The sequence below is a fragment of the Massilia sp. LMS1-1-1.1 genome (genome assembly GCF_040815535.1).
GTDB lineage: Bacteria > Pseudomonadota > Gammaproteobacteria > Burkholderiales > Burkholderiaceae_D > Janthinobacterium > Janthinobacterium aestuarii.
The window spans coordinates 205,360-230,774 of the sequence record NZ_JBFPNG010000065.1 but is presented as its reverse complement, the minus strand read 5'-3'; the positions used below and the strand labels follow the sequence as shown (position 1 = coordinate 230,774).

At 62.3% G+C, this 25,415-nt stretch carries 22 protein-coding genes and 1 other RNA gene; 2 read left to right on the top strand and 21 right to left on the bottom strand.

The genetic code is table 11. The annotated features are described in order from the left end of the window. Window positions 1–7: 7 nt before the first annotated feature. The 11 genes from murG to rnpB all read right to left on the bottom strand — a co-directional run bounded on the left by murG (window position 8) and on the right by rnpB (window position 12,475). Entirely contained in the window at window positions 8–1,102 is a 1,095-nt protein-coding gene (gene murG, locus MRBLMS1_RS28055) for an undecaprenyldiphospho-muramoylpentapeptide beta-N-acetylglucosaminyltransferase (RefSeq protein WP_485883606.1), read from the bottom strand. Further along, window positions 1,099–2,310: a putative lipid II flippase FtsW gene (ftsW, locus tag MRBLMS1_RS28050; protein WP_139091667.1), complete on the bottom strand. Its 1,212-nt coding sequence runs from the start codon at window positions 2,308–2,310 to the stop codon at window positions 1,099–1,101. The genes murG and ftsW overlap by 4 nt, the downstream gene beginning before the upstream one ends. After that, window positions 2,310–3,866, bottom strand: a complete 1,557-nt coding sequence (gene murD, locus MRBLMS1_RS28045; RefSeq protein WP_485883604.1) for a UDP-N-acetylmuramoyl-L-alanine--D-glutamate ligase — start codon at window positions 3,864–3,866, stop codon at window positions 2,310–2,312. Before murD ends, ftsW begins: the two co-directional genes overlap by 1 nt. Beyond that, complete coding sequence (gene mraY, locus MRBLMS1_RS28040; RefSeq protein ID WP_034748886.1) at window positions 3,866–5,041, bottom strand: phospho-N-acetylmuramoyl-pentapeptide-transferase; 1,176 nt, start codon at window positions 5,039–5,041, stop codon at window positions 3,866–3,868. Before mraY ends, murD begins: the two co-directional genes overlap by 1 nt. A gap of 2 nt (window positions 5,042–5,043) precedes the next feature. Further along, a complete protein-coding gene (locus tag MRBLMS1_RS28035; protein ID WP_485883615.1) occupies window positions 5,044–6,474 on the bottom strand; it encodes a UDP-N-acetylmuramoyl-tripeptide--D-alanyl-D-alanine ligase in 1,431 nt (476 codons plus the stop codon). Between the two features lie 11 nt (window positions 6,475–6,485). After that, entirely contained in the window at window positions 6,486–7,997 is a 1,512-nt protein-coding gene (locus MRBLMS1_RS28030; RefSeq protein ID WP_139091669.1) for a UDP-N-acetylmuramoyl-L-alanyl-D-glutamate--2,6-diaminopimelate ligase, read from the bottom strand. 8 nt (window positions 7,998–8,005) lie between these two features. Next, entirely contained in the window at window positions 8,006–9,784 is a 1,779-nt protein-coding gene (locus MRBLMS1_RS28025) for a peptidoglycan D,D-transpeptidase FtsI family protein (RefSeq protein ID WP_034748891.1), read from the bottom strand. Then, window positions 9,784–10,053: a cell division protein FtsL gene (ftsL, locus tag MRBLMS1_RS28020; protein ID WP_034748894.1), complete on the bottom strand. Its 270-nt coding sequence runs from the start codon at window positions 10,051–10,053 to the stop codon at window positions 9,784–9,786. Before ftsL ends, MRBLMS1_RS28025 begins: the two co-directional genes overlap by 1 nt. Continuing rightward, window positions 10,050–11,021, bottom strand: coding sequence for a 16S rRNA (cytosine(1402)-N(4))-methyltransferase RsmH (gene rsmH / locus MRBLMS1_RS28015; protein ID WP_485883600.1), 972 nt, complete (start codon window positions 11,019–11,021; stop codon window positions 10,050–10,052). The genes ftsL and rsmH overlap by 4 nt, the downstream gene beginning before the upstream one ends. A gap of 9 nt (window positions 11,022–11,030) precedes the next feature. Further along, the gene (gene mraZ, locus MRBLMS1_RS28010; protein ID WP_034748899.1) at window positions 11,031–11,459 is read right to left on the bottom strand and encodes a division/cell wall cluster transcriptional repressor MraZ; all 429 of its coding nucleotides are present in this window, start codon (window positions 11,457–11,459) and stop codon (window positions 11,031–11,033) included. A 661-nt stretch (window positions 11,460–12,120) separates the two neighbouring features. Next, an RNA gene (rnpB, locus tag MRBLMS1_RS28005) (RNase P RNA component class A) lies at window positions 12,121–12,475 on the bottom strand. A gap of 198 nt (window positions 12,476–12,673) precedes the next feature. Between rnpB and MRBLMS1_RS28000 the strand changes: the two genes are divergently transcribed. After that, entirely contained in the window at window positions 12,674–14,377 is a 1,704-nt protein-coding gene (locus MRBLMS1_RS28000) for a thiamine pyrophosphate-binding protein (RefSeq protein ID WP_485883598.1), read from the top strand. Window positions 14,378–14,522: 145 nt separating this feature from the next. Further along, window positions 14,523–15,491, top strand: a complete 969-nt coding sequence (locus MRBLMS1_RS27995; protein WP_485883596.1) for an IS1595 family transposase — start codon at window positions 14,523–14,525, stop codon at window positions 15,489–15,491. A 27-nt stretch (window positions 15,492–15,518) separates the two neighbouring features. Here MRBLMS1_RS27995 and MRBLMS1_RS27990 read toward each other — a convergent pair whose 3' ends face one another. The 10 genes from MRBLMS1_RS27990 to MRBLMS1_RS27945 form a co-directional block, all read right to left on the bottom strand. After that, window positions 15,519–16,061 carry a hypothetical protein gene (locus MRBLMS1_RS27990; RefSeq protein ID WP_485883594.1) on the bottom strand — a complete coding sequence of 181 codons (543 nt, stop codon included), beginning with the start codon at window positions 16,059–16,061 and terminating at the stop codon, window positions 15,519–15,521. 151 nt (window positions 16,062–16,212) lie between these two features. Beyond that, entirely contained in the window at window positions 16,213–17,310 is a 1,098-nt protein-coding gene (locus MRBLMS1_RS27985; RefSeq protein WP_485883592.1) for a porin, read from the bottom strand. 974 nt (window positions 17,311–18,284) lie between these two features. Continuing rightward, window positions 18,285–18,740, bottom strand: a complete 456-nt coding sequence (locus MRBLMS1_RS27980) for a nuclear transport factor 2 family protein (protein ID WP_456148530.1) — start codon at window positions 18,738–18,740, stop codon at window positions 18,285–18,287. Further along, window positions 18,737–19,504, bottom strand: a complete 768-nt coding sequence (locus tag MRBLMS1_RS27975; protein ID WP_139091675.1) for an SDR family NAD(P)-dependent oxidoreductase — start codon at window positions 19,502–19,504, stop codon at window positions 18,737–18,739. The genes MRBLMS1_RS27980 and MRBLMS1_RS27975 overlap by 4 nt, the downstream gene beginning before the upstream one ends. Then, entirely contained in the window at window positions 19,501–20,061 is a 561-nt protein-coding gene (locus tag MRBLMS1_RS27970) for a DUF3833 domain-containing protein (protein WP_485883590.1), read from the bottom strand. Before MRBLMS1_RS27970 ends, MRBLMS1_RS27975 begins: the two co-directional genes overlap by 4 nt. Next, window positions 20,052–21,332 carry an MFS transporter gene (locus MRBLMS1_RS27965; protein WP_485883588.1) on the bottom strand — a complete coding sequence of 427 codons (1,281 nt, stop codon included), beginning with the start codon at window positions 21,330–21,332 and terminating at the stop codon, window positions 20,052–20,054. Before MRBLMS1_RS27965 ends, MRBLMS1_RS27970 begins: the two co-directional genes overlap by 10 nt. Beyond that, a complete protein-coding gene (locus MRBLMS1_RS27960) occupies window positions 21,329–21,877 on the bottom strand; it encodes a chalcone isomerase family protein (RefSeq protein WP_128141344.1) in 549 nt (182 codons plus the stop codon). The genes MRBLMS1_RS27965 and MRBLMS1_RS27960 overlap by 4 nt, the downstream gene beginning before the upstream one ends. A 2-nt stretch (window positions 21,878–21,879) precedes the next feature. Beyond that, entirely contained in the window at window positions 21,880–23,127 is a 1,248-nt protein-coding gene (locus MRBLMS1_RS27955) for a class I SAM-dependent methyltransferase (protein WP_485883586.1), read from the bottom strand. Then, window positions 23,124–23,921 (bottom strand): DUF1365 domain-containing protein, encoded by a 798-nt coding sequence (locus MRBLMS1_RS27950; protein ID WP_485883584.1) that lies wholly within the window; start codon window positions 23,919–23,921, stop codon window positions 23,124–23,126. The genes MRBLMS1_RS27955 and MRBLMS1_RS27950 overlap by 4 nt, the downstream gene beginning before the upstream one ends. After that, the gene (locus MRBLMS1_RS27945) at window positions 23,911–25,221 is read right to left on the bottom strand and encodes an NAD(P)/FAD-dependent oxidoreductase (protein ID WP_485883582.1); all 1,311 of its coding nucleotides are present in this window, start codon (window positions 25,219–25,221) and stop codon (window positions 23,911–23,913) included. The genes MRBLMS1_RS27950 and MRBLMS1_RS27945 overlap by 11 nt, the downstream gene beginning before the upstream one ends. Window positions 25,222–25,415 lie beyond the last annotated feature (194 nt).

The following is a 25,415-nucleotide window of genomic DNA, read 5'->3' as shown; positions in this document are numbered from 1 at the left end:
GCTAACCTCATGCCAGTTTTTCCAATACGTGTGCGATCGCCTCATTGGCGTCGCGCTTGCCTGCTGCCAGTGCCGCTTGCGCCATGTGCTGGCAGGTATCGCGCGTCAAGGACGCCAGCAATGTGCTCAGCGACGCCGCACTCATTTCCGTTTGCGGCAGATGAATCGCCGCGCCTTGTTTTGCCATCCATTGCGCGTTGTCGCGCTGATGGCTCGTGGTCGACGCCACCAGCGGCACGAGCACGCTGGCCACGCCGGCCGCCGTCAATTCCGACAGGGTGATGGCGCCTGCGCGGCAAATCACCAGGTCGGCCTCGGTATATGCCTTGGCTATGTCGTCGATGAAGTCGACCACATTGGCTTGCACGCCCGCCTGCGCATACGCGGCATGCAGGGCGTCGATATTCTTCTTGCCCGACTGGTGCGTCACCAGCGGACGCTCGGCTTCCGGCATCAACGCCAGCGCGGCAGGCAGATTGTCGTTCAGCGCTTTCGCGCCCAGGCTGCCGCCCACCACGAGGATGCGCAGCGGTCCGCTGCGGCCCGCGAAGCGAAGCGCCGGCGGCGCCATGGCGAGGATCTCGGCGCGCACGGGATTGCCCGTGACGACGGCCTTGCCGGCGGCGCTGCCGAAATCGGCAGGGAAACCAAAGCACACTTGCTGCGCCAGCGGCACCAGGGTCTTGTTCGACAACAGCAGCGCCGCGTCGGCATTGACCAGCACCAGCGGCACGCCCTTCAGGCGCGCCATCAGGCCGCCCGGCACGGTGACGTAGCCGCCCATGCCCATCACCACGTCCGGCTTGCGGCGCGCGATGAAGCGGCGGATGGCAAAGAAGCTGGCCAGCATCTTGAAGCCGCCCTTGACCGTGTGCGCCAGACCCTTGCCGCGCATGCCCGAGAACGCAATGGCGTCCATGGGAATGCCGCTCTTCGGCACCAGGTCCTGTTCCATGCCATGGGTCGTGCCCAGCCAGCTCACTTCCCAGCCGCGCGCGCGCATCGTCTGCGCAATCGCCAGGCCCGGGAAGATATGGCCGCCGGTGCCGGCCGCCATGATCATCAGTCTTTTCGTCGTTTTCAAGTTTGTCACGTTGTTCATAGCCGGCCTCCGCGCATAAGGATCCGGTTTTCGTAATCGATGCGCAGCAAAATCGCCAGGCCGATACAGTTAATCAGTACACCCGTGCCGCCATAACTCATCAAAGGCAAGGTCAAGCCCTTGGTCGGCAGCAGGCCCAGGTTCACGCCCATGTTGATGAAGGTCTGCACGCCGATCCAGATGGCGATGCCCTTCGCCGTCAGGCCGGCAAAGGTCTGGTCGATGGCGATCGCCTGGCGGCCGATGTCGAACGCGCGCTTGATAATCCAGTAGAACATGCCGATCACGATCAGCACGCCAACCAGGCCCAGTTCCTCGCCGATCACGGCCAGCAAGAAGTCCGTATGCGCTTCGGGCAGGTAATGCAGTTTTTCCACGCTGCCGCCCAGGCCCACGCCAAACAGTTCGCCGCGCCCGAAGGCGATCAGGGAGTGCGTCAGCTGGTAAGCCTTGTTCAGCGCATTGTCTTCCTGCCACGGGTCGAGATACGCAAAAAACCGCTCGCGGCGGAATTTCGACAAGGCGATGATGGTGACGAAGATCGCCGTCAGCATGGCGCCGATGCCGCCGAACCAGATGGCGTTGACGCCGCCCAGAAACAGGATACCCATGGCGATGCAGACGATCACGCCGAAGGCGCCCAGGTCGGGCTCCATCAGCAGCAGCAGGCCGACGAAGCTCACGGCCAGCGCCATCGGCATGAAGCCCTTGGTCAGCTTGTGCATGTATTCCTGCTTGCGCACCGTGTAGTCGGCCGCGTACAGCACCATCACCACCTTCATCAGCTCGGACGGCTGCGGCCGCAGGCCCGGCAGGTTCAGCCAGCGGCGACCGCCGTTGACCGACACGCCCAGGCCCGGTATCAGCACCATCACCAGCAGCACCAGGGTGCCGATGAACAGCCACGGCGCCATCTTTTGCCAGGTGGCGACGGGAATGCGGAACACCAGTGCGCCGGCGATCACCGACACGCCGATGAACAGCGCCTGGCGCACGACGAAATAATTGTTCGTGTAGGCGGCGAACTTGCGCGCATCCGACAGCGAGATCGACGCCGAATACACCATCACCATGCCCAGCAACATGAGCAGCAGGACCACCCACACCAGCGGCTTGTCGTAGTCCATCATCTTCGACTGCCGCGCGCGGCTATCCAGCGGCTTGGCAGCCGAGCCGGAACCAAAGCTGAAGGGCAGTTGGAAGGCCATCAGATATCCTGTCCGTTTTCCAGGGCGATGTCGCGCACGGCGTCGACAAACACCTGCGCGCGGTGCGCATAGTTCTTGAACATGTCCAGGCTCGCGCATGCGGGCGACAGCAGCACGGCATCGCCGGCCAGCGCCAGGCTGCTGGCGCACTTGACGGCTTCCGGCAAGGTGGCGCAGTCGACGATGTCCACGCCGGCCGGCTCGAGGGCCGCGCGCAGCGCAGGCGCATCGCGGCCGATCAGCACCACGGCGCGCACGTAGCGCGACACGGGTTCGGCCAGCGGCGAGAAATCCTGCCCCTTGCCGTCGCCGCCGGCGATCAGCACCAGACGCTGTTCCACGCCACCAAACGCCTTGCCCAGGCCAAACAGGGCCGCGACTGTCGCGCCCACGTTCGTGCCCTTGCTGTCGTCGTAGTATTCGACTTCATTGACTGCCGTGATCAGCTCCACGCGGTGCGGCTCGCCCTGGTATTCGCGCAAACCGTGCAGCAGCGGCGCAAACGGCAGGCCGATGGCGCGGCACAGGGCCAGCGCCGCCAGCGCATTCGAGGCGTTGTGCTGGCCGCGGATTTTCAGCGCATCGGCCGGCATCAGTTTCTTGGCCATCGTCGGCACCGGTTCCGGCGCCGGATCGTTCTTCTTGCGCTTTTTCTCGATCACTTCTTCGCTGGGCACGGCTTGCGCCAGCCAGAAGATGCCGCGTTCATTGACCAGGCCAAAGCTGTCCACTTCCACCGGTTCGCCCGTGCCGAAGGTGATCGTCTCGGTCAGCGGATCGGCCATGTGCATGACGGCCGCATCGTCGCGGTTCAGGATGCGCACGGTCTCGTCGCCGAAGATGCGCGCCTTGTCGGCAGCATAGGCGGCCATGTCGCCGTGCCAGTCCAGGTGATCCTGCGACAGGTTCAAGACCGTGGCCGCATCGGCCTGCAGGCTGAACGTCGTGTGCAACTGGAAGCTGGACAATTCCAGGATCCACGCTTGCGGCAAGGTACTGGCGGCGGGTTCGGCCGCTTCCGCTTCCGCATCCACGGGCTGCGGCGCAGGCTCGGCATCAAGCACTTCACGCAGCACGTCGAGCGCGGCCGGGCTGATATTGCCGGCTACGCGCGTGGCCAGGCCCGCGCGTTCGCACAGCAGGCCTACCAGGCTGGTGACGGTCGTCTTGCCATTCGTGCCCGTGATGGCGATGACTTTCGGTGCATAGCCGCGTTCCGCCTTGAGCGCGGCCAGCGCCTGCGCGAACAGTTCGATCTCGCCCCACACGGGGATATTTTTTTCGGCAGCGGCCGGCGCAATGTGCGCCAGTTCGCGGCCCGGCGCCAGGCCAGGGCTGACGGCGACGAAATCGACGCCATCGAGCAGGTCGGCCGTGAAGGCGCCGGCGATGAACTGTGCCTGCGGCACGGCGGCCTGCAGCATGGCCAGGCGCTCAGGGGTTTCCCTTGTATCTGCCACGCGGACTAGCGCACCGCTGCGGGCCAGCCACAGGGCCATGGCCAGCCCCGATTCGCCGAGGCCCAGTACCAGTGCGGTTTTAGCGTCGTACATCATCAGCGCAGCTTCAAGGTGGTCAGGCCGAGCAGCACCAGCATCATGGTGATGATCCAGAAACGCACGACAACCTGCGTCTCTTTCCAGCCTTTTTGTTCAAAATGGTGATGCAATGGCGCCATCAGGAAGACGCGGCGGCCGGCGCCATAGCGCTTCTTGGTGTACTTGAACCAGACGACCTGGATGATCACGGACAGCGTTTCGACGACGAAGATGCCGCCCATGATGAACAGGACGATTTCCTGGCGCACGATGACGGCGATGGTGCCCAATGCGCCGCCCAGTGCCAGCGCGCCCACGTCGCCCATGAACACTTTCGCGGGGTGCGTGTTATACCAGAGGAAGGCCAGGCCGGAACCGGCCAGCGCGCCGCAGAAGATCACCAGTTCGCCGGCGCCCGGAATGTGCGGAATGAACAGGTAGCGCGCATAGGTGGCGTTACCGGTCAGGTAGGCGAACAGGCCCAGGGCCGTGCCGACCATCACGGTCGGCATGATGGCCAGGCCATCGAGACCGTCGGTAAAATTGACGGCGTTGCTGGTGCCGACGATGACGCAATAGGTCAGCGCGATGAAGCCCCACACGCCCAGTGGATAGCTGATAGTCTTGAAGAACGGAACGATCAGATCGGCCTTCGGCGGCAGGTCCATGGCGAAGCCCGACTGCACCCAGGCGTAGATCAGATTCCACACGTGGCCCGCGTCGGGTTCCGACACGGAGACGGAAAACGCCAGGTAAAACGCGGCGACGATGCCGATCAGCGACTGCCAGAAGTATTTTTCGCGCGAGCGCATGCCTTCCGGATCCTGGTGCACCACCTTGCGGTAGTCGTCGGCCCAGCCGACGGCGCCAAAGCCCAGGGTGACGATCAAGACCGGCCAGATGAAGCGGTTCGACAGGTCGGCCCACAGCAGGGTGGAAATGCCGATGGCGATGAGGATCAGCACACCGCCCATGGTGGGCGTGCCGTGTTTTTTCAGATGCGTTTGCGGGCCGTCCGTACGCACAGCCTGGCCGACCTTCATGCGCGTGAGCATGCGGATCACGGCGGGACCGGCGCACAGGCCGATCAAAATCGCCGTCAAGGTGGCGAAGACGGCGCGGAACGTGATGAAGTTAAAGACCCGCAATGGGCCAATGTCGTCCTGGAAATAATGAGCGAGCCAGAGCAGCATGATTAGTGAGCTTCCTTGTTATTGTTGTTTGAACCAATCAAATGCTGCACGGCCCGTTCCATCTTCATGAAACGGGAGCCCTTGATTAATACTGTTGCATCCGAACGGCCGGACAAATGCGCATCGAGCGCCGCCAGCAAACCGTCGAACTGTTCGAAATACTCCACGACCGTGCCCGATTCCTGGCTCGCGGCAGCTTGCGCCGGATTGACCAGATGGCGCGCCAGGCCGCCCGTCGCCAGCACGTGTTCGATGCCTTTGGCGGCGGCGTAGGCGCCGATCTCTTCGTGGAACTGCTGCCCCTGCGTGCCGACTTCGCCCATCTCGCCCAGCACCAGGATGCGTGGTGCCGCGGCCTGCGCCAGCACATCGATGGCCGCGCGCGCCGAATCCGGATTGGCGTTATACGTGTCGTCGATGATGGTGGCGCCATTGGTGGCACGTTTTTTCTGCAGGCGGCCATTCACTGGAGAAAACGCCTCCAGGCCCTGCTTGATATGTTCCGGCGCGATGCCGGCGCCAACGGCGCATGCCACGGCCGCCAGCGCATTGCGTACATTGTGTTCACCGGCCGCCTGCAAGCCGACAAAGAACTGGCGCAGACTGCCGTCCCGTGCGCGCACGCTGACGAACAGGTCGCTGCCAAAATCCTCGGCCGCGCGGTGCGTGCAGCTGACGTCGGCCTCTTTCGACAGGCCGAAGGTGATGGCGGCGCGTGCACCGGCCAGTTCGCGCCACAGTGGCGTGAATTCGTCGCCATGCGGGAAGACGGCCACGCCGTCGTCTGCCAGGGCCGCCAGCGCGGCGCCGTTCTCGCGCGCCACGGCTTCCACCGTATGCATGAATTCCTGGTGTTCGCGCTGCGCGTTGTTGACCATCGCCAGGGTCGGCGCGGCAATCGCGGCAAGGCGGGCAATTTCTCCCGGATGGTTCATGCCCATCTCGATGACGGCCGCCTTGTGCTGCTCGCTCAGGCGGAACAGGGTCAGTGGCACGCCGATCTCGTTATTCAAGTTGCCGCGCGTAGCCAGGCGCGCTTCTTCGCCGAAGGCCGCCGCCAGGATGGCCGAAATCATTTCCTTGACGGTGGTCTTGCCATTGCTGCCAGTGACGCCGATGACGGGTACATTGAAGCGGCCGCGCCAGTGGTTGGCGATGCGGCCCAGCGCGGCCAGTGTATCGGCCACCACGATGGCCGGCACCTTGCCGCTGTCCCAGCCATCAGGCAGGCGCTCGACCACCACGGCGGCGACGCCGCGCGCGGCCACCTGGTCGAGGAAGTCGTGGGCGTCGAAACTCTCGCCGCGCAGGGCGACGAACAGCGAGCCGGCTGGGGCGCTGCGGCTGTCGGTGGACACGCCGTCAAAAACGGCGTCGCCCGTCAGCTGCGCACCTTGCAGCGATGGCATCAGTTCCGTCAGGCTTGCGTGCATGAGGCGATCCATCAGTTCGTCCTCATCATCGTCAGGCGCGCGGACAGGGCCAGCTGCGCATGGTCGGCGTCGGAGAACGGCAGTTTCTTGCCCTTGATTTCCTGGTACGGCTCATGGCCCTTGCCCGCCAACAGGATCACGTCCGGCTTGGCCGCGTGCTTGATGGCCGACAGGATGGCGGCGGCACGGTCTTCGATGGCTTGCGGCTGCGGGCCGTCTGCGCGCATGCCGGCGACGATCTGCGCGATAATGGCGTGCGGATCTTCGCTGCGCGGATTGTCGCTGGTGACGAGCACGTGATCGGCCAGCTGCGCGATGGCGCCCATCTGCGGACGCTTGCCCGGATCGCGGTCGCCGCCGCAGCCGAACACGCACCACAGCTGGCCGCCCCGTTCCTGCGCCACCTGGCGCAAGGCGGCCAGGGTTTTTTCCAATGCGTCAGGCGTATGCGCGTAATCGATGACGACCATCGGCGCTTCCTGGCCGCCCACCTGCTGCATGCGGCCCGGGGCCGGCTGCAGCGATTCGATGCCGTCGATGGCCGCGCGCAGGCCGGTGCCGTGCGCCAGCAAGGCACCCAGCACGGCCAGCGCGTTGCTGATATTGAAGTGCCCCACCAGTTGCGTCTTGACCAGCGCCACACCAAGCGCGCATTCCAGATGGAAGTCGGTGCCGGCATTGCGGCTGCGGAACTGGCTGGCGCGCAGCATCAGCACACCCGGCAAGTCGGGCAAGGCCGTCGCATCCTGCAAGGTGTAGCCGATGACCGGATATTCGCCGGACAGCTTGCCATCCACGTGGCGCACCAGGCGCAGGCCCATGGGGTCGTCCAGGTTGATGACGGCCGTTTTCAGGCCGGGCCAGTCGAACAGCTTGACTTTGGCCGCCTCGTAAGCCGCCATGTCGCCATGGTAGTCGAGGTGGTCGCGCGTCAGATTGGTAAACATGGCGACGTCGAAATGCATGCCGGCCGCGCGTTCCTGGTCCAGGCCAATCGACGACACTTCGATGGCAACGGCCTTGGCGCCTGCGTCGCGCATGGCGGCCAGTTTGCGCGCCAGCAGCACGGCGTCCGGCGTCGTGTAACCGGTGACGTCGAATTCGATGGCGCCGCGCGGCTTGCACAGGCCCACGCCCAACGTCCCGATGACGGACGATGTTACGCCCAGGCGCGCCAGCGCTTGCGCCAGCCACAGCGCGCACGAGGTCTTGCCATTCGTGCCCGTCACGCCGGCGCTGAACATGGCGCTGTCGGGCATGCCATAAAAAGCATGCGCCACGGGGCCGGCCAGGCGTTTCAGGTCGCTGACCAGCAGGTGCGGCACTTGGCTCCATGCGGCGTTCCATTCCACAGCGTCATGCACGATGGCGGCGGCGCCCTGCGCGATGGCGGCGGCGATGAAATCGGTGGCGCCCGCATAGGCGAAAAACACGTCGCCGCGCTGCACGCGGCGCGAATCGGACGTCAGCTGCCCAGACGGGGCAGCCGTTTTGATCCACAAACTGATGTCTTGTATGGTCATGAGTGACTTCACATGGCCTCCGGGCCGGCGTTGGCCGGGACCACGATTTCGGTAACGGAGGAATCGGGCGGTACGTTCATCGCGCGCAGCGCGTTGGTCGCAATCGCCGCGAAAGCGGGAGCGGCAACCTGGCCGCCATAGTGGGCGGGGCCGGTCGGTTCATCGATCATCACGGCAATGATGAAGCGCGGCGCCGACATCGGCACCATGCCCACAAAAGAGCCGATGTATTTGCGCGGCATCGCATAGCGGCCGTTTTCCACTTTATAGGCGGTACCCGTCTTGCCACCCACGCGGTAACCGGCAACCTGGGCGCGCTTGGCCGAGCCGTGTGCGCCGGAGACGACCAGTTCGAGCATGGCGCGCATTTCGGCGGCCGTCTTCGGTTTGATCACTTGCTGGCCCACGGGCAGTTCATTGACCTTCTGGAACGACAGGGGAATCGTGTCGCCGTCGCGCGCGAACATCATGTAGGAGCGCGCCAGCTGGATCAGCGAGACGGAAATGCCGTTACCGTAGCTCATGGTCGCCTGTTCCACCGGGCGCCACGATTTATACGGACGCACACGGCCGGCCACGGCGCCGGGGAAGCCCCATTTCGGCTGCTGGCCGAAGCCCACCTTGGTAAACATTTCCCACATTTCCTGCGACGGCATGCCCAGCGCGATCTTCGAGGTGCCGATGTTCGACGACATCTCGATGATTTCGGAGACATTGATCACGCCGTGCGGCTTGGTGTCGGTAATCGTGCGGTCGGCGATGGTGTAGCGGCCCGGGCCCGTGTCGATCAGGGTGCCCGGCTTGACCCGGCCCGTGTCGAGCGCCAGCGAGACCGTGATCGGTTTCAGGGTCGAACCGGGTTCAAAGGTATCGGTCATGACGCGGTTGCGCAGCTGCTGGCCCGTGAGCTTGCGGCGGTCGTTCGGGTCGTAGCTCGGGTAATTGGCCAGGGCCAGCACTTCGCCCGTGTGCACGTCGAGCACCACGGCGCCGCCGGCCTTGGCGTTGAATTTCTCCACCGCTTCCTTCAACTGCGTGAAGGCGATGTACTGGATCTTGCTGTCGACGGACAGGGTCAGGTCCTTGCCGTCATGCGGTTCGTGGATGAAGCCGATGTCTTCGACGATGTGGCCCAGGCGATCCTTGATCACGCGGCGGCTGCCGGTAGTGCCGACGAGGGTCTTCTGCTGCGCCAGTTCCATGCTTTCCTGGCCCACGTCTTCCACGTTGGTAAAGCCCACCACGTGGGTCATCACTTCGCCCTGTGGATAAAAGCGCTTGTATTCCTTGCGTTCGTCGATGCCGTCGATGCCCAGCTTGGAGATCTTGTCGGCCACGTCCATCTCGACCTGGCGTTTCAGGTAAACGAAGCTGCGGTCCGAATCGAGCTTCTTGCGCAATTCGTTGACGTTCATTTCCAGCAGACCGGCCAGCGCATTGATTTTTTCCGGTGACGCCTGCAGCACGTCGTCGGGAATGGCCCAGATGGCTTTCACGGGGACGGACGAAGCGAGCACCTGGCCATTGCGGTCGGTGATCTTGCCGCGCGTGGCCGGCAATTCCAGCGTGCGCTCATAGCGCGCCTTGCCCTGCTTTTGCAGGAACTGCGTCGACACGCCCTGCAGCCACAGGGCGCGCGCGCCCAGGCCGGCGAAAGCGAAGAACAGCAGGAACAGCACGACGCGCGAACGCCAGACGGGCAGACGCACCGCCAGTACGGGGTTCTTCGAGAATGGCACGCCTTTCGATGCCGCCACCCGGCCGTTGCTATTACCGCCCAACTTCATTATTCGCCCTCCGTCAGGTATTGCGTACGCGCCGCCGTCAGCGGCGTCATGCTCAGGTCGCGTCGCGCGATCGATTCGATGCGTTCATGCTTGCCCAAAGTGGACTGGTCCAGCTGCAGTTGCGCCCAGTCGATGTCGAGCTGGCGCGACAGCGCTTGCGCGCGTTCCAGGTCGATCAGCAGGTGGCGCGACTGATACTGCGCGTTCACCAGCGACAGGCCGCAGCACACCAGCAGGGCCGACAGCACGACACACAGCTTGCCAGTCATCGGGCGCCGCCACTAACTGGAATGGGCAAACGCTGCGCCACGCGCATCACTGCCGAACGCGAACGGGGGTTGCCCTCGATCTCGGCGTCGGACGGCTTCATTTTCGAAATCAGCTTCATTTCCGGCTGCGGCAAGTCGACCGCGCGGATCGGCAGGCGGCGGTCAGGCTGCTCCACGTTCGCCTTCGAGGCGAAGAAGCGCTTGACCATGCGGTCTTCCAGCGAATGAAAACTGATCACGGCCATGCGCGCGCCAGGCGCCAGGCAGGCATACGCCTGGTTCAGACCGATCTCGAGATCCTCGAGCTCTTTGTTAATGAAAATGCGTATGGCCTGAAAGGTGCGGGTAGCGGGGTCCTTACCCTTCTCGCGGGTCTTGACGGCGCCTGCCACGATGCTGGCAAGCTGTCGTGTGCTTGAAATTGGCTGGACTGCCCGGCCAGCAACAATCGCCTTTGCAATCTGAAAAGCAAACCGTTCTTCCCCATAATCGCGTATCACTTTCTCTAAATTCTGCTCGGTTTCCACGGCCAGCCATTCGGCCGCCGAGATGCCGCGCGTGGTATCCATGCGCATGTCCAGCGGTCCGTCGTTGCGGAAGCTGAAACCGCGCGCCGCGTCGTCGACCTGCGGCGACGAGATGCCCAGGTCGAGCAAAATGCCGTCCACCTGCTGCACGCCGCGCTCGGCCAGACTGGCCGTCATGGTGGCAAAGCTGTCATGGACGATCTGGAAACGGGGGTCGGCGATCTGTTCGGCCGTGGCAATAGCTTGCAAATCCTTGTCGAAGCCGATCAGGCGCGCATCATCGGCCAGGTGCGACAAAATCAGGCGGCTATGGCCGCCGCGGCCAAACGTGCCATCGACGTAAACGCCGTGCGCGCGGTCGCCCGTCAGGTCGAGGGCATCGACCGCTTCATCGAGCAGCACCGTGCGATGCTGAAATTCCGGCACCGTGAGTTGTGTCATTACGGAGCCTTAGAAAGAAAAATTGGAAAGTACATCGGGGGTGCCGGCATCGATCGCCTGCTGTTCTTTGTCGGCCAATTTGGCGGCATCCCATATTTCAAAGTGGCTGCCCATGCCGATCATCATGACTTCGCGCGCCAGCCCGACGGCGTTGCGCAATTCGGGCGAGATCAGCACGCGGCCGGCCGAGTCCAGCTCGACGTCGACGGCGTTGCCGAGGAAGATGCGCTGCCAGGCGCGCGCCGACATGGGCCAGGCGGCGATTTGCTGGCGGTGGCTTTCCCACACGGGACGGGGGAAAAACAGCAGGCAGCCATCGGGGTGTTTGGTCAGGGTCAAACGGCCTTCGCATTGAATCGCCAGCGCGTCACGGTGCTTGGCAGGGATAGACATCCTGCCTTTGGCATCGAGATTGATTGCGGACGCGCCTTGAAACACGAAAGACCTTTTTTTGAGCTTGGGTTGCGACGCTTGCGCATCGCGATGAAAAGGGAAAATTTCCCACAAAAACACACTTTTTCACACAGTTGCCCACTTTAGAGGAAGCAAAGATAGTGGTCAAGCGGTTTCCGATTGGCAAAACAGGAATTTTATTAATGAAATTAAGGACTTAGCGCATATCGTTGAAGGAGTCTCAAATAAAAATATATCGATAAATTAGATACTTATGAAAGATAGTGAATGTGGTACCTCATCTGCACACATGTGTTTTCCTACCGTAAACATCGAAAAAAACGAAATCGAAAAATTGAATTTTTTACAGTTAGTTGACACATGACAATAGTTTCGTCATCCAGGCACAACAGCAATCAAGCACCGCGAAAGACTTGGTTTAAAGAAAAAATAATCGTCCGTGGCGCGTACCGGCCCAGTTTTCCGGGGCTGGCCTGACGTGGGAAAACTATTTTTGCAATGCAGCAATTAATTAAAACCAAGAAACTTTAACCAATTGCTCACTTTAAGTTGTCTATACAACTTTATCTCCGCCACTCTATTTTTAGAAACAAAAAAAGCCCCGTTGCGGGGGCTTTTGAGCGGCGCGCAGCGATCAAAGCGCTGCGGCCGAGATGCTCCCTGGCAAGCCAGAGAGCGGAAATTCAAGTGAAGCAGGCCGATAGGCCGGATTTTGTTACGGCGCCTTCCCTTGCAGGTCGGCGCTATGACAGTCATTCCTCTAGGCGCCAGATTACTCGGGCGCTCAAGCTTTCTACCCGCACGCTCCGCGAGCAGCATCATCGCGTGCCTATTTGAAATTGCACCAGGTGGAGGTTACCGCGTTTCACCGTAACTTAATACGCTCGTCTCTGTGGCCCTATTCCTCGCCTTATACCATGGGCTAACTGCGCTTGCGGCTTTCAGCGGACGGCCGTTAACCGTCACCCCGCTCTATGGAGTCCGGACCTTCCTCCCGCCAGCGCATTGCTGCGCCGGCCAGCGACTGTCTGGCCTGCTTCACCCGCCATTGTACCGCGCCGCAGCAGATTTCTGCAAAAGCGCGCCGCACCAGCCGGGGGATTGTGTAATTCGGTGTCGCCATTTCAAAAGCCGGGCCAAATCGGCTCACATAGAATGAGGCAAGCTGCTTGCATGCAGGCGCATGCGCACCGCTTGTCCCACTACTTTGCCACCCACTAGAATATAAAGAGCCGAACATGACGCAACAACCCCGTACCGGCGGCCAGATCCTGGTCGATGCCCTGCAGATCCACGGTGTCGACACCGCTTTTGGCGTGCCTGGCGAAAGCTACCTGGACGTGCTCGACGCCCTGCACGACTCGGGCATCCGCTTCATCATCAACCGCCAGGAAGGCGGCGCCGCCTTCATGGCCGAAGCCTACGGCAAGCTGACGGGCAAGCCGGGCATCTGCTTCGTCACACGCGGACCGGGCGCCACCAACGCCTCGATCGGCGTGCACACGGCCTACCAGGATTCCACCCCGATGATCCTGTTCATCGGCCAGGTGGGCAACGATTTCGTCGATCGCGAAGCGTTCCAGGAAATCGACTACCGCCGCATGTACGGCCAGATGGCCAAATGGGTGGCCCAGATCGACCGCGCCGAACGCATTCCCGAATACCTGGCGCGCGCCTTCCAGGTGGCCACCAGCGGGCGCCCCGGCCCCGTCGTGCTGGCCCTGCCGGAAGACATGCTGATCTCGCTGGCAACCGTCGCCGACACGCGCGCCTATCAACCGGTACAAGCGGCGCCGTCCGACGCCCAATTGCAGCAGCTGCGCGACATGCTGGCCACCGCGAAGCAGCCGCTGGTCTTGCTGGGTGGCACTACCTGGACGCCGCAAGCATGCGCCGACCTGCAGCAGTTCGCGGAAAGCAACCACCTGCCCGTCGCCTGCGCCTTCCGTTTCCAGGACTTGCTCGACAATGCACACCCAAACTACATCGGCGACGTCGGCATCGGCATCAATCCGAAACTGGCCGCGCGCGTGAAAAATGCCGACCTGGTGATCGCCATCGGCCCGCGCCTGGGTGAAATGACGACGGGCGGCTACACCCTGTTCGACTCGCCCGTGCCGCGCCAGCGCCTCGTGCACATCCATACGGATGCCGAAGAACTGGGCAGCGTCTACCAGGCCGAGCTGATGATTAACAGCGGCATGCCGCAAGTGTGCGCCATGCTGGCCGCCATGGCCCCCGTCGATGCTTCCGCATGGAAACATACTGCGGCCGAAGCCAAGGCCGAGCTGGCCGCCTACCAGGAACAGCCGCCCATCTTCCAGGATGGCCAGGCGCCGCTGGACCTGTGGCAAGTGACACAGGAGATCATGGCGCAAGTGCCGGCCGACACCATCCTGACGAATGGTGCCGGCAACTACGCTTCGTGGGCCCACCGTTTCTACCGCTACGGCGGCATGCGCACGCAGCTGGCGCCAACCAACGGCGCCATGGGCTACGGCGTGCCGTCGGGCGTGGCGGCCAAGATCGTGCATCCGGAGCGCACCGTGATCACCTTTGCCGGCGACGGCGAATACATGATGAATGGCCAGGAACTGGCCACCGCCGTGCAATACCAGGCGGGCGTGGTCATCATCGTCTTCAATAACCAGATGTTCGGCACCATCCGCATGCACCAGGAGCGCGACTACCCGGGCCGCGTGTCGGGCACGACCCTGCACAACCCGGATTTCGCGGCGCTGGCGCAAGCGTATGGCGCGCATGGCGAAGTGGTAAATACGACAGAAGAGTTCGCCCCTGCCCTGCAACGGGCGCTGGCGCACGCCAAAGCGCACAACTTGCCGGCCCTGATCGAGCTGCGCTACGACGGCAACCTGATCACGCCGAACGCGACCTTGGCCACCATCCGCGCCACGGCGGAAAAAGCGCAGGCGGCCAAATAAGCTCCTTGCAACGCTGCAAATAACAAAGGCCCGGTCGATACCGGGCCTTTTTCTTTGGCTCTGTCATCGGCAAGTAGGGGAATGCCGGAATTTTCCCTTGGCCGTGCTGTCTGACTCTGCATATCAATCACACAGGGAGTAGATCATGCGGCCAGCCGAATGGATCACCTTGATTGCGCAGTTTGCTCAGTTGAGCCAGCGCCAGCGGCAAGCAGGCATTGCCCTGCTGCGTGGCAGCGCGCCACACGACGCGACCGTCGCGCTGCTGGAAAATGTGGCGCAGCCGCGATTGGCCTGTCCCGCCTGCCACTCGCCTCACTTGCACCGACATGGCCATGCGCACGGCTTGCAGCGCTACCGCTGCGTGCCATGCGGACGCACCTTCAATGCGCTCACCGGCACGCCGCTGGCCCGCTTGCGCCATAAATCGTTGTGGCTCGCCTATGCCGATTGCCTGCTGGCATCGGATTCCGTGCGCAAGGCGGCCAGTCAATTAGGAGTGCATCGCAACACCACGTTTCGCTGGCGCCACCGGTTTTTATCGCTGGCCAAGACGGACCGGCCGCATGGCCTGCACGGCATCGCCGAGGCAGACGAGTTATATCTGCTGGAATCGGAAAAGGGAGCGCGGCAGATGACGCGTCCGCCCCGGCGCCGGGGCGGCCATGCCCATAAACGCGGCATATCGAACGAACAGGTCTGCATCCTGGTGGCGCGCGACCGCACGGGACAGACCCTCGATTTCGTCACGGGAAAAGGAGCGCTAACCAAAGCGCAGTTGCACCACTGTTTGTTGCCCATGATCGACAAGGATGTGCTGCTGGTCACCGACGGCCATGCCGCCTATCGGGCTTTTGCCAGGGAAGCGGGGATCAGCCACCAGGCCGTCAATTTGCGCGCCGGCATCCGCGTGCAGGGCGCCGCCCACGTGCAGAACGTCAACGCCTATCACAGCCGTTTGCGACAATGGATGGGGCCGTTTCACGGCGTGGCGACGCGCTACCTGCCGAACTATCTGGGATGGCGCTGGATACTCGACGCCAGGCGCATCCGCTCACCGGAAACATTATTGAAAGCAACTTTGGGCGCATTCCCACATCTAATGGTGACATAGCCTTTTCTTTTTGACAGCAGCAATCGCTCAGGCGGCGGGCGCTGGCGCGCTTTCCTCGGCAGGCACTGGCTCGGCCGGCGCTTCCGGCATCGGCGGGCATGGCGTGCAATGCTTCAGGGGACGGCCAAAATCACGCACGCGGCTCAGTTTCATCGGCATGCGCACGTTGCCGCCGCAATAATCGCCTTCCAGGGTCAGGGTCTGCCCATCCTTGGAAAACTTGCCGACGATGGTGCGCTCTTCGCTGTCGGCACCGGCGATGGTGAAGTCGAAAACGCCTGTGGCGGCATCCAGGTTGACGTCGTTGGCCACGATGGGCCAGCTCAGCGCGCCTGCCGTGAATTCATAGATGACGGAATCAGCCTCGGCAAAGCGGTGCAGGGTGACGCGCTGGCCGCCGATTTCGCCGCTATCCTTTTGCAGGCACAGGTCGGAGTAGACGGCCACGCCGTAGCGCTCCAGTCCGGCCGGCTTCTTGCCCTTGACGGCAGCGACAGCGGCACCCGTGGCGCCAGCGAGCAGCAGCGCGGCCAACATGGCGGCCAGGCGCGGCGATGTGTATGAATACATGGCATTCCTTTACTTGAGTAACGGCGCCATTATAACTGGCGCCGCCAATGCAAAAACGCGCCGCCAGGACTAGCCTGGAGACGCGTTTCCTTGCTTATCAGCATCCCCGAAGGGATGCTGGCAGCGGTACTAAGCTTCGCTTGCGCGAATATTAGAACGAGTGGCGAACGCCAACGTTGAAGGCTTTGTCGCCCGTACCGATGTTGCTGTTGTTGCCAACAGTGTAACCAGCGTTGTTTTTGTTCTTGATTTTAGCGTACGAAGCGTAGGTGCTGGTACGCTTCGACAGAGCGTACGAGTAACCCAGTGCCCATTGATCAGCATCAGCGTTCGTAGCAGCTTTGTCGTTCGTGCGGATGAACGAAGCCATTACGGTGCCAGCTGGGCCAACAGGTACAGTAGCGCCAACCAGGATGTTGTTGCTGTCGTTGCTGTAAGCAGCGGTGTTGTAGTTGAACGAGTTACGGGTCGTAAACGTGCCGTTTGGATTTTGCGACGCGTTGTTTGCAATACCGCTGTTGTTACCTTTGTTCACGCCGTATGCGACGTAAGCTTTAGCAACTGCGAAGTCGTAGTTAGCTGCCAGCAACCAGTTACGAGCGCTGCCGGTTTCGGTCGTTGCGGTGTCGTTGCTGGTGGTGTTGTAAGCGATACGAGCGTTCAAAGGACCGTTCGAGTAGCCAGCCGACGCGCCAATTTGACGGCCGATTTTGTTCGAATCAGCGTTTTCGCCGAAGGTGTAAGCCACGTCAGCGTCAAAGCCGTTGAAGTTTGGCGACGAGTACAGCACGGTGTTGCTGGTGCGGGTCAGCGTTTTTGCTGGGAACAAGTTCTTAGCGGAACCAGCGTAGCCAGCTGCGAATGGATCAGCAACTTTCGACAGGGTGTTGTACCAAGGGCTGTATTGACGACCCAGGGTCAGCGTACCGGTCGTTTTGCTGCTCAGGCCAACGTAAGCTTGGCGATTGAACAGGGAGCCGCCAACGTCTTGCGTACCGCTGTCAACGTTGAAACCCGATTCCAGAACGAACAGTGCCGACAGGCCGCTGCCCAGATCTTCGGTGCCTTTGAAGCCCAGACGGGAAGCCGAAGCAATGCCGCTGTCCAGTTTGTTAACGTTGCCGTTAACACCGCCGCGCTCGCTGACGAAACCAGCGTCAACGGTACCGTAGATGACAACGCTCGATTGAGCTTGGGCTACGCCAGTGGCTGCTGCCAGAACTGCCAGGGTGATCAGAGTTTTTTTCATTGCGATTTCCTTTAATTTTTGAAGCAAAAAGTAATACAGCCTATGCATCTCGAGCTGCGCTCTAGCAGAGCGCTTTTTATGAGTGAGGGCAAGGTCTCCACCTGCCACATTGCTGTTCCGGTCAGGGGAACATTCATATCGGTATCGGCACGCTATTGCACCGATAAGCTTGAAGGCTGCATAACGACCGTCATTCGTGCGCCGGTTCGGTGCTCAAACGGCACCGGAAGCGGCACTATAACGACCGTTTCACATTCCATCAAGTTCCAACATGTTACTTCCGGTACCAGGCCGAGGGCTTTTTCAGGCATCCCGACCATCGCCAACCGTACTACGCGACAGAGCCAGTGCCCCTTGCCAACCAATGCATTGGCCTGATTGACCATTCCATCATAGCGCATGCCTTGTCGACACCCGTTGTATTAGTGCAACAGTATCAGGCGAGTGATTAAAACGTCAACGTGCTTTACCCGTCATTTGCCGTCCAAGATTTACGCGACAAAGCGCACAATTTGTCAGGTGATAATGGATAAACGGAACGAAGCATACACGGCATCGCCAATCTTTGCTGCCGAACGCACAAAAATGGGAATTGATGCGCCCGTTTTTGGTGCGTTGCCGCATTATTCAGGGGCGTAGGCACCATTTTCGACGTCGGCGCGCGCGTCAAAAAAATAGGCAGAGTATCAACACAATTACTGACTTTCCGGTAATTTAAATTGCTCACATAGAAATGTTTTCCATGTTTTTCAGATAATGCTTCCATACGTCGATTGGAACGGATGAGGTCGACTCTTGCTTGTAAATTGCACATCACTTGAAACAATTTCTTACAATGTTGCCTTCTCAATATTTTGGCATATTTGTGTCTAAAAAACGACACTTTGACCGAAATCAAGTTTTTAGCGGCCCGATTCCACGCTATTTACTTCTTCTTTTTTGCATTTTTTTCTTAAAAGTATCAAGAAACCACCTTAGCGCTGGCTTGCGCGCCGCAGCAGGCGCATGAAACCGCCCAGCAAGGGCAGTTTTTCATACAATTCTTCCGCTGCATCCCAATAGTCGCGGTGCACGACCACCCTTCCCTGCGCATCAAAGCGCACATGGGTTGCGCCACGAATGCACTGTTCGCCAGATACCAACCGTTTCATGCGGAAGCGAAACTCCCACGTCAGGAACGCTTGCTGCCCCTGCCCCACGCTTTCCAGCACGACAAACCGGGGCGCATCGACTTGCACGAACATGTGCTCGAAGATGGCCAGGATGGCGGCATGCCCCACCACCTCGTTGAACGGGTCCTTGAAGTGGGCGTCTGGCGCATACACGGCACCCAGCTGGGCCAGGCTTTCCAGGCTCAGGTGCTCGTAAAACGCCACCAGGCGCGCCAGCGCCGCTGCCACGCGTTCCGTGTCCGGCATACTTGCGCTCATACGCCCGTCACCTTGCGAATCAACCAGAAATAGGCGCGGTACGGCAACAGCCGCGCCAGCCGCATAGTGTTGGTAAAGCGTTTGGGAAAGTGGATGTGGAACTGGCCCCGCTCGATGCCGTCGAGCATGGCGGCGGCCGCGTCCTGCGCCGTCATCAGGGCCGGCATCGTGAAATCGTTGTCCGCCGTCAAGGGCGTGGCGACAAAACCGGGGTTGATTTGATACACATCAATCCCGCGTGGATGCAGGTCCAGATACAACGACTCCGTCAGGTTGATCAGCGCCGCCTTGCTGGCGCCATACGCGAGCGCCTTGGGCAAACCGCCATAACCGGCCACCGAGGCGACGATGCCGATGCCGCCGCTGCCCTGGCGCAACAACCACGGCAAGGCTTGCTCCAGGCAATTGAAGACGCCGCCCACATTCAGGGCCAGCAAATCCTGGGCCGCCTCGAGGTCGAAGCTATCGGCGCGCATGGCCTGATAGCCGCCAGCGACCACCAGTATCAAGTCGATATGCGTCCACTGCTGCTGCAATTGCGCGCTGACGGCGCGCAGCTGCGCGTGCTCGGTGATATCGAGCGGCAATGCCTGCGCCAGAGGCTGCCCCTCGCACAGCCGCTCGAGACTGGCGCGATGGCGCGCTGACAAGGCTACGCTCGCGCCCTGTTCCAGCAGCAAGGTGGCGCACGCGGCGCCGATGCCGCTGGAAGCGCCGATGATCCACACATGCTTGCCTGCCCAGCTCGTGATCTTGCGATTCATGGGGCCGCCTGCGGACGCTTGCTGAACGACAAAGTGACGGCGCCCAGGCTGAAGCCGAACTTGCTCATGGCGGCGCGGTTCAGCATGACCTTGTCATCCATCAGGAACATCCAGTCCTCGAAGTCGACGTGGTAGACCGTGCCGTCGACGGGCAGCGCCAGCACGTATTGCCAGCGCAGCGCATTGCCGGCCACTTCGCCGACGGCTTCTCCGATCACGTCGGGCGCTGTGCCGATGAAGCGCCCGGGCGCCGTCTTGCGCAAAGTCCACACGCGCCGTTGTTTGCTGCCGTCCGAATACGTGAAATCCTCGTCCAGGGTGCCAATCTCGCCCACCCAGCTGGCCCGCATCACGACGGTGAAGCGCTTGACCACCTTGCCGGAGCGGTCCTGGAAGATGCCATGGGCGTCGAGCGTGCCGTTGAAGTACTGCTGCAAATCGAGCTTGGGTGTTTCCTGCGCGTACATGGCCGGCGTGGGCGGCGTGGAACAGGCGGTCAGCGCCAGCAGCAAGGCGGCCGCCGTCATGCCGCGCCGGCAATATTTCATCAGATGCATGGTCGATACTCCCCGGTTTCACTATATATATGTTGTAGAGGCGCGCGCCACAGCAGCAGCGCCGCCAGCAGTTTCAGGGCGCAGGGCAGCAAGGCATAGGCGGCAGCCAGGGCCGGCAAGCCGTCGCCGCTGTTGCCAGGCACATAGCCGAGCCAGGCCAGCAGGGGCAAGGCGATGCCGGCCGCCAGCGCCAGGCTCATCTGCACGCCCCAGTTCCACCAGCCGAAATACGCGGCTTCGTGCCGCCCGGCATGGCCAGCCGCGCCGATCAACCCTGCCAGCAGGGCCGGCGGCAGGGCCAGGTCGGCGCCCAGCGCCAGGCCCGACAGCAGGCAGATCGTGGCAAAGCCCCATGCGGCGCCCGCACCCAGGCCATACGCCCAGACAAACACGGCCGCGGCCAGCAACATGGCGCCGCCCCAGGCGCGCGCCTCGCCAAAGCGGCGCGCCAATGCCACCCACGCGGGCATCGAGGCGGCCGCCGCGCAAAAGTAGACGATCAGAAACGGCCCAGCGTAATGGCCCAGGCGCAGGTAGTCGGTGGCAAAGAACAGGAACAGCGTGGCGGGGATGGCGGCCGCCACGCCATTGACGAGCAAAACGGCAAACAGCCAGCGAAACGCGCGCTGGCGAAACGGCAGCTTCCAGCCCTTGCCGGAAACCGCTTCTGCCGCACTGCGCAAGGCGGGACGCGGCGCGCGCGCCAGCAGCAGCGCGCCCGCGGCCAGCAGGCAGGCGGCAAAGGCCAGCGACAAGCCGTCATAGCCGAACAAGGAAGTGAGGCCCGCCGCCAGGATCACGCCGAGCAAGCCGCAGCCTTCGCGCACGGCCGTCACGCGCGCCCGCTGCGCGCGCAGCTGGCTCAGAGCCGCGCCCCAGCTCTGGTGCGCGATGCCGGCCAGGCCATAGGCAGTGTAGACGAGCAGCAAGGCAGCCAGGAACCAGGCCAGGGTCGCCGTTTCCCGCATGGCCGGTGGATGGAACAGGGCGCCAAAGCCCAGCAGCAGCAAAGGCAGCGAGGCGCCGACATATACGGCATAGCTGCGCCCGCCACGCGCCATCCAGGCACCGAGGGCCGGATCGATGAAGGCGGCGGCGATGCGGGCCGCCAGCAGCACGGCGCCGATCTGCGCCAGGTCCAGGCTGCTGCGCTGCGCATAAAACGGCGCGACATATATATAGATGGGTAGCGCCAGCATGGCCAGCGGCAAGCCGAACAGGCCATAACTGAACAAGGCCGGCAAGTTCAAGGCGCTGCCCACGGCATTCATGGCAGCGGCGCCGCACTCTGCAGCAAGGCCGCGCGCAGCTTCGGTGCCGTTGTCGATGGCGACAGCCAGATGGCAAAGAAGGCGCGCGCGAAATCGCCATCCGTCACGTCAGCCAGCACCTTGCCGTCGAGATAAAAGCGTACGCCAGGCGCGATGCCGGCCCGGTAGACGCCCGCGATGCGCTGGTCTTCCTTAACGTCAGGAAAGATTCGCTGCATGGTGGACAGCCAGGCCAGGCGCTGCGCTTCCGTGCCCACGCCCAACTTTTGCATCTGTTCATGACTGGCTTCGGCGATCTTCTTGCCATCGAGCGCACGCGCATAGCGCAATTCCAGCACAAACGGCGCCGTTTCGGACGCCGCGCCCTGGTAGCCTTGCGGGCCCACCCACAGTTGCGCCCGATAAATACGCATGCCGAACCACGTGTATTCGCCCTCGCCCGCCAGCCGGGCTTCAGGCACGTCGGCAGCGATAAAGGCCGGCGGCGCAGCCGCGGCACCCAACACGGTCAATGACAGCACAATAGTGGCAAGCAGGCGGCGCATGGTCAGTCCTTGATCAGGGTAAATTGCATCACATCCGTGTTGTGCGCCTGGAAGGCGGCCTCGCAATACGCGAGGTAAAACTCCCAGGTCAGCAGGAAACGGCCATCGAAACCCTGCTTTTCCAGCGCCGTGCGCTGGGCCAGGAAGCTGGCGCGCCACTGGCGCAAGGTTTCCGCGTAATCGAGGCCAAAGCTGAAGGCGTCTTCCACGCGCAAGCCCTGTGCCTCGGCGGCGCGGCGAAACTCGGCCGGCGAAGGCAGCATGCCGCCCGGGAAAATGTACTGTTGAATAAAATCCGTGCTCTTGCTGTAGCGCTCGAACAGTTCATCGGCAATGACGATGGTCTGGATACAGGCGCGTCCGCCCTGCTTCAGGTTGCGTGCCACGCATTCGAAATAGCCGGGCCAGTAGCTTTGCCCCACGGCTTCGAACATTTCGATCGAGGCGATGGCGTCGTACTGGCCGGCGCTGTCGCGGTAATCGCACAGTTGCAAATCGGCCTGCTGCGCCAGCCCCGCATCCTGCAGGCGCTGGCGCGCATAAGCGAGCTGTTCGGTCGACAAGGTCAAGCCCGTCACGTGGGCGCCGTAGCTGCGCGCGGCCGTTTCCGCAAAGCCGCCCCAGCCGCAACCGATTTCCAGCACCCTGGCGCCCGGCCGCAGTTGCAGCTGATCGGCGATGCGCCGGTATTTGGCTCCCTGCGCCTGCTCCAGGCTGGCGCCTTCGGTGAACAGCGCGCTCGAATACGTCATCGACGGGTCCAGCCACAACTGGTAAAAGGCGTTGCCGATGTCGTAATGGGCGTGGATATTCTTTTTGCTGCCTGCCCGCGAATTGCGGTTGAGCAAATGCCGCAGCTTGTAGACGAGGTTGCCCCACCAGTTGCCGTAGATCAGCGATTCGATCTGCGCGCGGTTGCGTATCATCAGCTCGATCAAGCCCGGCAGATTGTCCGTGCGCCAGTCGCCGGCAATAAACGTTTCCGCAAAGCCGATGTCGCCCGAGCGCAGCACGGCCGAGCACAAGCGCCAGTTGTGCAGATCCAGGGTGACAGGGTGGCTGCCGTCGCCGTACAGCAAGATACTGCCGTCAGGCGTGCGCAGGCGCAGGGCGCCATGCTGCAATTTTTGCAACAGGCGCAAGATCACGCGCCCGGAGGCGGGCACATCTAGGTGCGTGTGATCGGCCGTGTGGTCGGGACGGACGCAGGCGCGCGCCTGCAGACCGGTCGGCAGGGAATCGGAGCTCATCGGGACACCTTTTCTTGTGGTGGAAGGGGTTTGCTGAAAAACGGCACGCGGCGCAGCCACAGGCGCAAGGCTTGCCAATGGATGCGCGCCATCACGCCTAACGTCATCAGGGGGTAACGCAGCAGCGCCCAGGCGATGGCGCCATCGCGCAGCGGCTGCGCCGTGCCGGACAAGCTCGTCTGCAGCAGCGGACCGTCGAGGTCGTCATAGTCGACCCGGGCCAGGTGGCGCTCACGTCCCTGCTCGCCGTTGCGCAGGAAATGGAAACGATAATTTCCTTCCACCTTGCAAAATGGCGAGACATGGAAAATTTTATTGGCGCGCAACTCGCTGCCATATGCGATGGCGCCGCCCTGCTCGAGCAGGTACAGGTGGCGCTCGCCGAAGGTATTGCGCACATCGCAGACCACGGCGCGCAGCGCGCCATCCGGGCGGTGGCAAAACCAGAAGCTGACGGGATTGAAGACATAGCCGAACATGCGCGGCATGGTTTGCAGCCAGATTTCACCACCCGCATCCGTCACGCCATGTTCACGCAGCAAGCCATCGATCCAGTCCAGCAGCGGCGTCGCGCCATCGCCATGGTCGCTGTCGCGGAAGGACAGCACATTGGCGCCGTTGCGCGACATCAGCCGGGCAGGAAAGTCGCGCGCGCCCATGCTGCGCAAGGGCAGGCGCAGATAAAACATGCCGTAAGCAAAAGCATGGGCGCGTGGGCGCAGCCGCGCATGGCGCACCTGTCCCAGGCACAGCTGGGGCTGCGGCTGGAGCGGCTGCGATGGATCACGCGGCATGGCCGAGCTCCGCCGCCGCCATGCCATTGAGTATTTGCGCCACGGCCAGGCCCGACTTCAAGCCGTCCTCGTGGAAACCATAGCCCGTCCATGCGCCCGCGAACCACGTGTGCTGCGCGCCCTGGAAACCGGCCAGGCGCGCCTGGGCGGCAATGGCTGCGCCATCGAACACGGGGTGGGCATACGAAAATTCGTCGATGATGCTCGCCGGAGCGGGCTCGTCGAGCGGATTGAGCGACACGATGACGGGCGTGGTGAAGGGCAAGGGTTGCAACTGGTTCAACAGATAATGCACGCACACTTGCGGCGCATCGCCGTGCGCGGCCGGCCTGCCCTGGTAATTCCAGGCCGACCAGGCCTTGCGGCGCTGCGGCAGGCAGGACGCATCCGTATGCAGCACGGCGCGGTTGGGCTGGTAGCGCACGGCTTCGAGCACGGAGCGCTCGTCGTCGCGGATGTCCGCCAACAGGGCCAGCGACTGGTCGCTGTGGCAAGCGAGCACGACGTGATCGACATGCTCGACGCCGGCGGCCGTGTGCAGCTCGACCATGCGCGCGCCATCGTGCGGCTGGCGGCGCACGGCCAGCACGGGGCAAGCGAGGCGCTGCTGCGGAATGCCCGCCAGCAGTTTTTCCACGTACACGCGCGAACCACCGCGCACCGTGCGCCATTGCGGACGGTCGCTCACTTGCAGCAAGCCATGGTTGTGGCAGAAACGGATGAACGTGGCCAAAGGAAAGGCCAGCATCTGGCGCGCCGGGCACGACCAGATGCAGGCGGCCATCGGCAGCAGATACCAGTGGCGGAACTCGTCGCCATAGTTGTGCAGGTCAAGGTATTCGCCCAGCGACATGGCCGGCGCCGGCACGCTGGCCGTGGCCAGGGCGCTGGCCTGGCGGTTGAAGCGCACAATGTCGCGCAGCATGCGCAGGAAGGCGGGCCGCAGCAGGTTGCTGCGCTGGGTAAACACGGTATCGAGACTGGCGCCCGCCCATTCCAGCACGCGCGCATCGGATGCCGTGCCCAGCGGCATTTTGACGGAGAACGACATGTCGCTGTCGGCCGCCTCGACACCGAGTTCGTCGAACAGTTGCACCAAGTTCGGGTAGGTGGCGTGGTTAAACACGAGAAAACCCGTGTCGACGCCGTGCGTGACGCCGTCGAGCGTGACGTCGACCGTATGGCTGTGGCCGCCAAAATAGTCACCCGCCTCGTACAAGGTGACGTCCTGGCCCGCCTGCGCCAGGCGATAGGCACACGACAATCCTGCGATTCCTGCTCCGACGACGGCAATTTTCATGAGTGCACCTGTGTTAAGTTTGTCCTGGACAAATAAGCCTCATGGATAATCGATGAAATATTGATTTATGTCAATGAGCGCTCTCAGCCGTTCAGAAACTTATACGTCGGCAATTTTCAATCGGATTCAGCTATTTGGTCCGGGGTGGCGGAAGGCGTAAAATACACTCCACGTTCTTTTTGCATGCGAGCAAG

What these genes read in the sequence shown, in the direction of transcription:
- MRBLMS1_RS27990 (WP_485883594.1), bottom strand. Translation starts at nt 16,061, where the DNA reads ATGTATTCATACACATCGCCGCGCCTGGCCGCCATGTTGGCCGCGCTG.
- MRBLMS1_RS28000 (WP_485883598.1), top strand. Translation starts at nt 12,674, where the DNA reads ATGACGCAACAACCCCGTACCGGCGGCCAGATCCTGGTCGATGCCCTG.
- rsmH (WP_485883600.1), bottom strand. Translation starts at nt 11,021, where the DNA reads ATGACACAACTCACGGTGCCGGAATTTCAGCATCGCACGGTGCTGCTC.
- murD (WP_485883604.1), bottom strand. Translation starts at nt 3,866, where the DNA reads ATGATGTACGACGCTAAAACCGCACTGGTACTGGGCCTCGGCGAATCG.
- MRBLMS1_RS27965 (WP_485883588.1), bottom strand. Translation starts at nt 21,332, where the DNA reads ATGAATGCCGTGGGCAGCGCCTTGAACTTGCCGGCCTTGTTCAGTTAT.
- MRBLMS1_RS28025 (WP_034748891.1), bottom strand. Translation starts at nt 9,784, where the DNA reads ATGAAGTTGGGCGGTAATAGCAACGGCCGGGTGGCGGCATCGAAAGGC.
- MRBLMS1_RS27950 (WP_485883584.1), bottom strand. Translation starts at nt 23,921, where the DNA reads ATGCCGCGTGATCCATCGCAGCCGCTCCAGCCGCAGCCCCAGCTGTGC.
- MRBLMS1_RS27970 (WP_485883590.1), bottom strand. Translation starts at nt 20,061, where the DNA reads ATGCATCTGATGAAATATTGCCGGCGCGGCATGACGGCGGCCGCCTTG.
- MRBLMS1_RS27960 (WP_128141344.1), bottom strand. Translation starts at nt 21,877, where the DNA reads ATGCGCCGCCTGCTTGCCACTATTGTGCTGTCATTGACCGTGTTGGGT.
- MRBLMS1_RS27995 (WP_485883596.1), top strand. Translation starts at nt 14,523, where the DNA reads ATGCGGCCAGCCGAATGGATCACCTTGATTGCGCAGTTTGCTCAGTTG.
- murG (WP_485883606.1), bottom strand. Translation starts at nt 1,102, where the DNA reads ATGAACAACGTGACAAACTTGAAAACGACGAAAAGACTGATGATCATG.
- MRBLMS1_RS27980 (WP_456148530.1), bottom strand. Translation starts at nt 18,740, where the DNA reads ATGAGCGCAAGTATGCCGGACACGGAACGCGTGGCAGCGGCGCTGGCG.
- MRBLMS1_RS27945 (WP_485883582.1), bottom strand. Translation starts at nt 25,221, where the DNA reads ATGAAAATTGCCGTCGTCGGAGCAGGAATCGCAGGATTGTCGTGTGCC.
- MRBLMS1_RS28035 (WP_485883615.1), bottom strand. Translation starts at nt 6,474, where the DNA reads ATGCACGCAAGCCTGACGGAACTGATGCCATCGCTGCAAGGTGCGCAG.
- MRBLMS1_RS27985 (WP_485883592.1), bottom strand. Translation starts at nt 17,310, where the DNA reads ATGAAAAAAACTCTGATCACCCTGGCAGTTCTGGCAGCAGCCACTGGC.
- mraY (WP_034748886.1), bottom strand. Translation starts at nt 5,041, where the DNA reads ATGCTGCTCTGGCTCGCTCATTATTTCCAGGACGACATTGGCCCATTG.
- MRBLMS1_RS27975 (WP_139091675.1), bottom strand. Translation starts at nt 19,504, where the DNA reads ATGAATCGCAAGATCACGAGCTGGGCAGGCAAGCATGTGTGGATCATC.
- ftsW (WP_139091667.1), bottom strand. Translation starts at nt 2,310, where the DNA reads ATGGCCTTCCAACTGCCCTTCAGCTTTGGTTCCGGCTCGGCTGCCAAG.
- MRBLMS1_RS27955 (WP_485883586.1), bottom strand. Translation starts at nt 23,127, where the DNA reads ATGAGCTCCGATTCCCTGCCGACCGGTCTGCAGGCGCGCGCCTGCGTC.
- MRBLMS1_RS28030 (WP_139091669.1), bottom strand. Translation starts at nt 7,997, where the DNA reads ATGACCATACAAGACATCAGTTTGTGGATCAAAACGGCTGCCCCGTCT.
- ftsL (WP_034748894.1), bottom strand. Translation starts at nt 10,053, where the DNA reads ATGACTGGCAAGCTGTGTGTCGTGCTGTCGGCCCTGCTGGTGTGCTGC.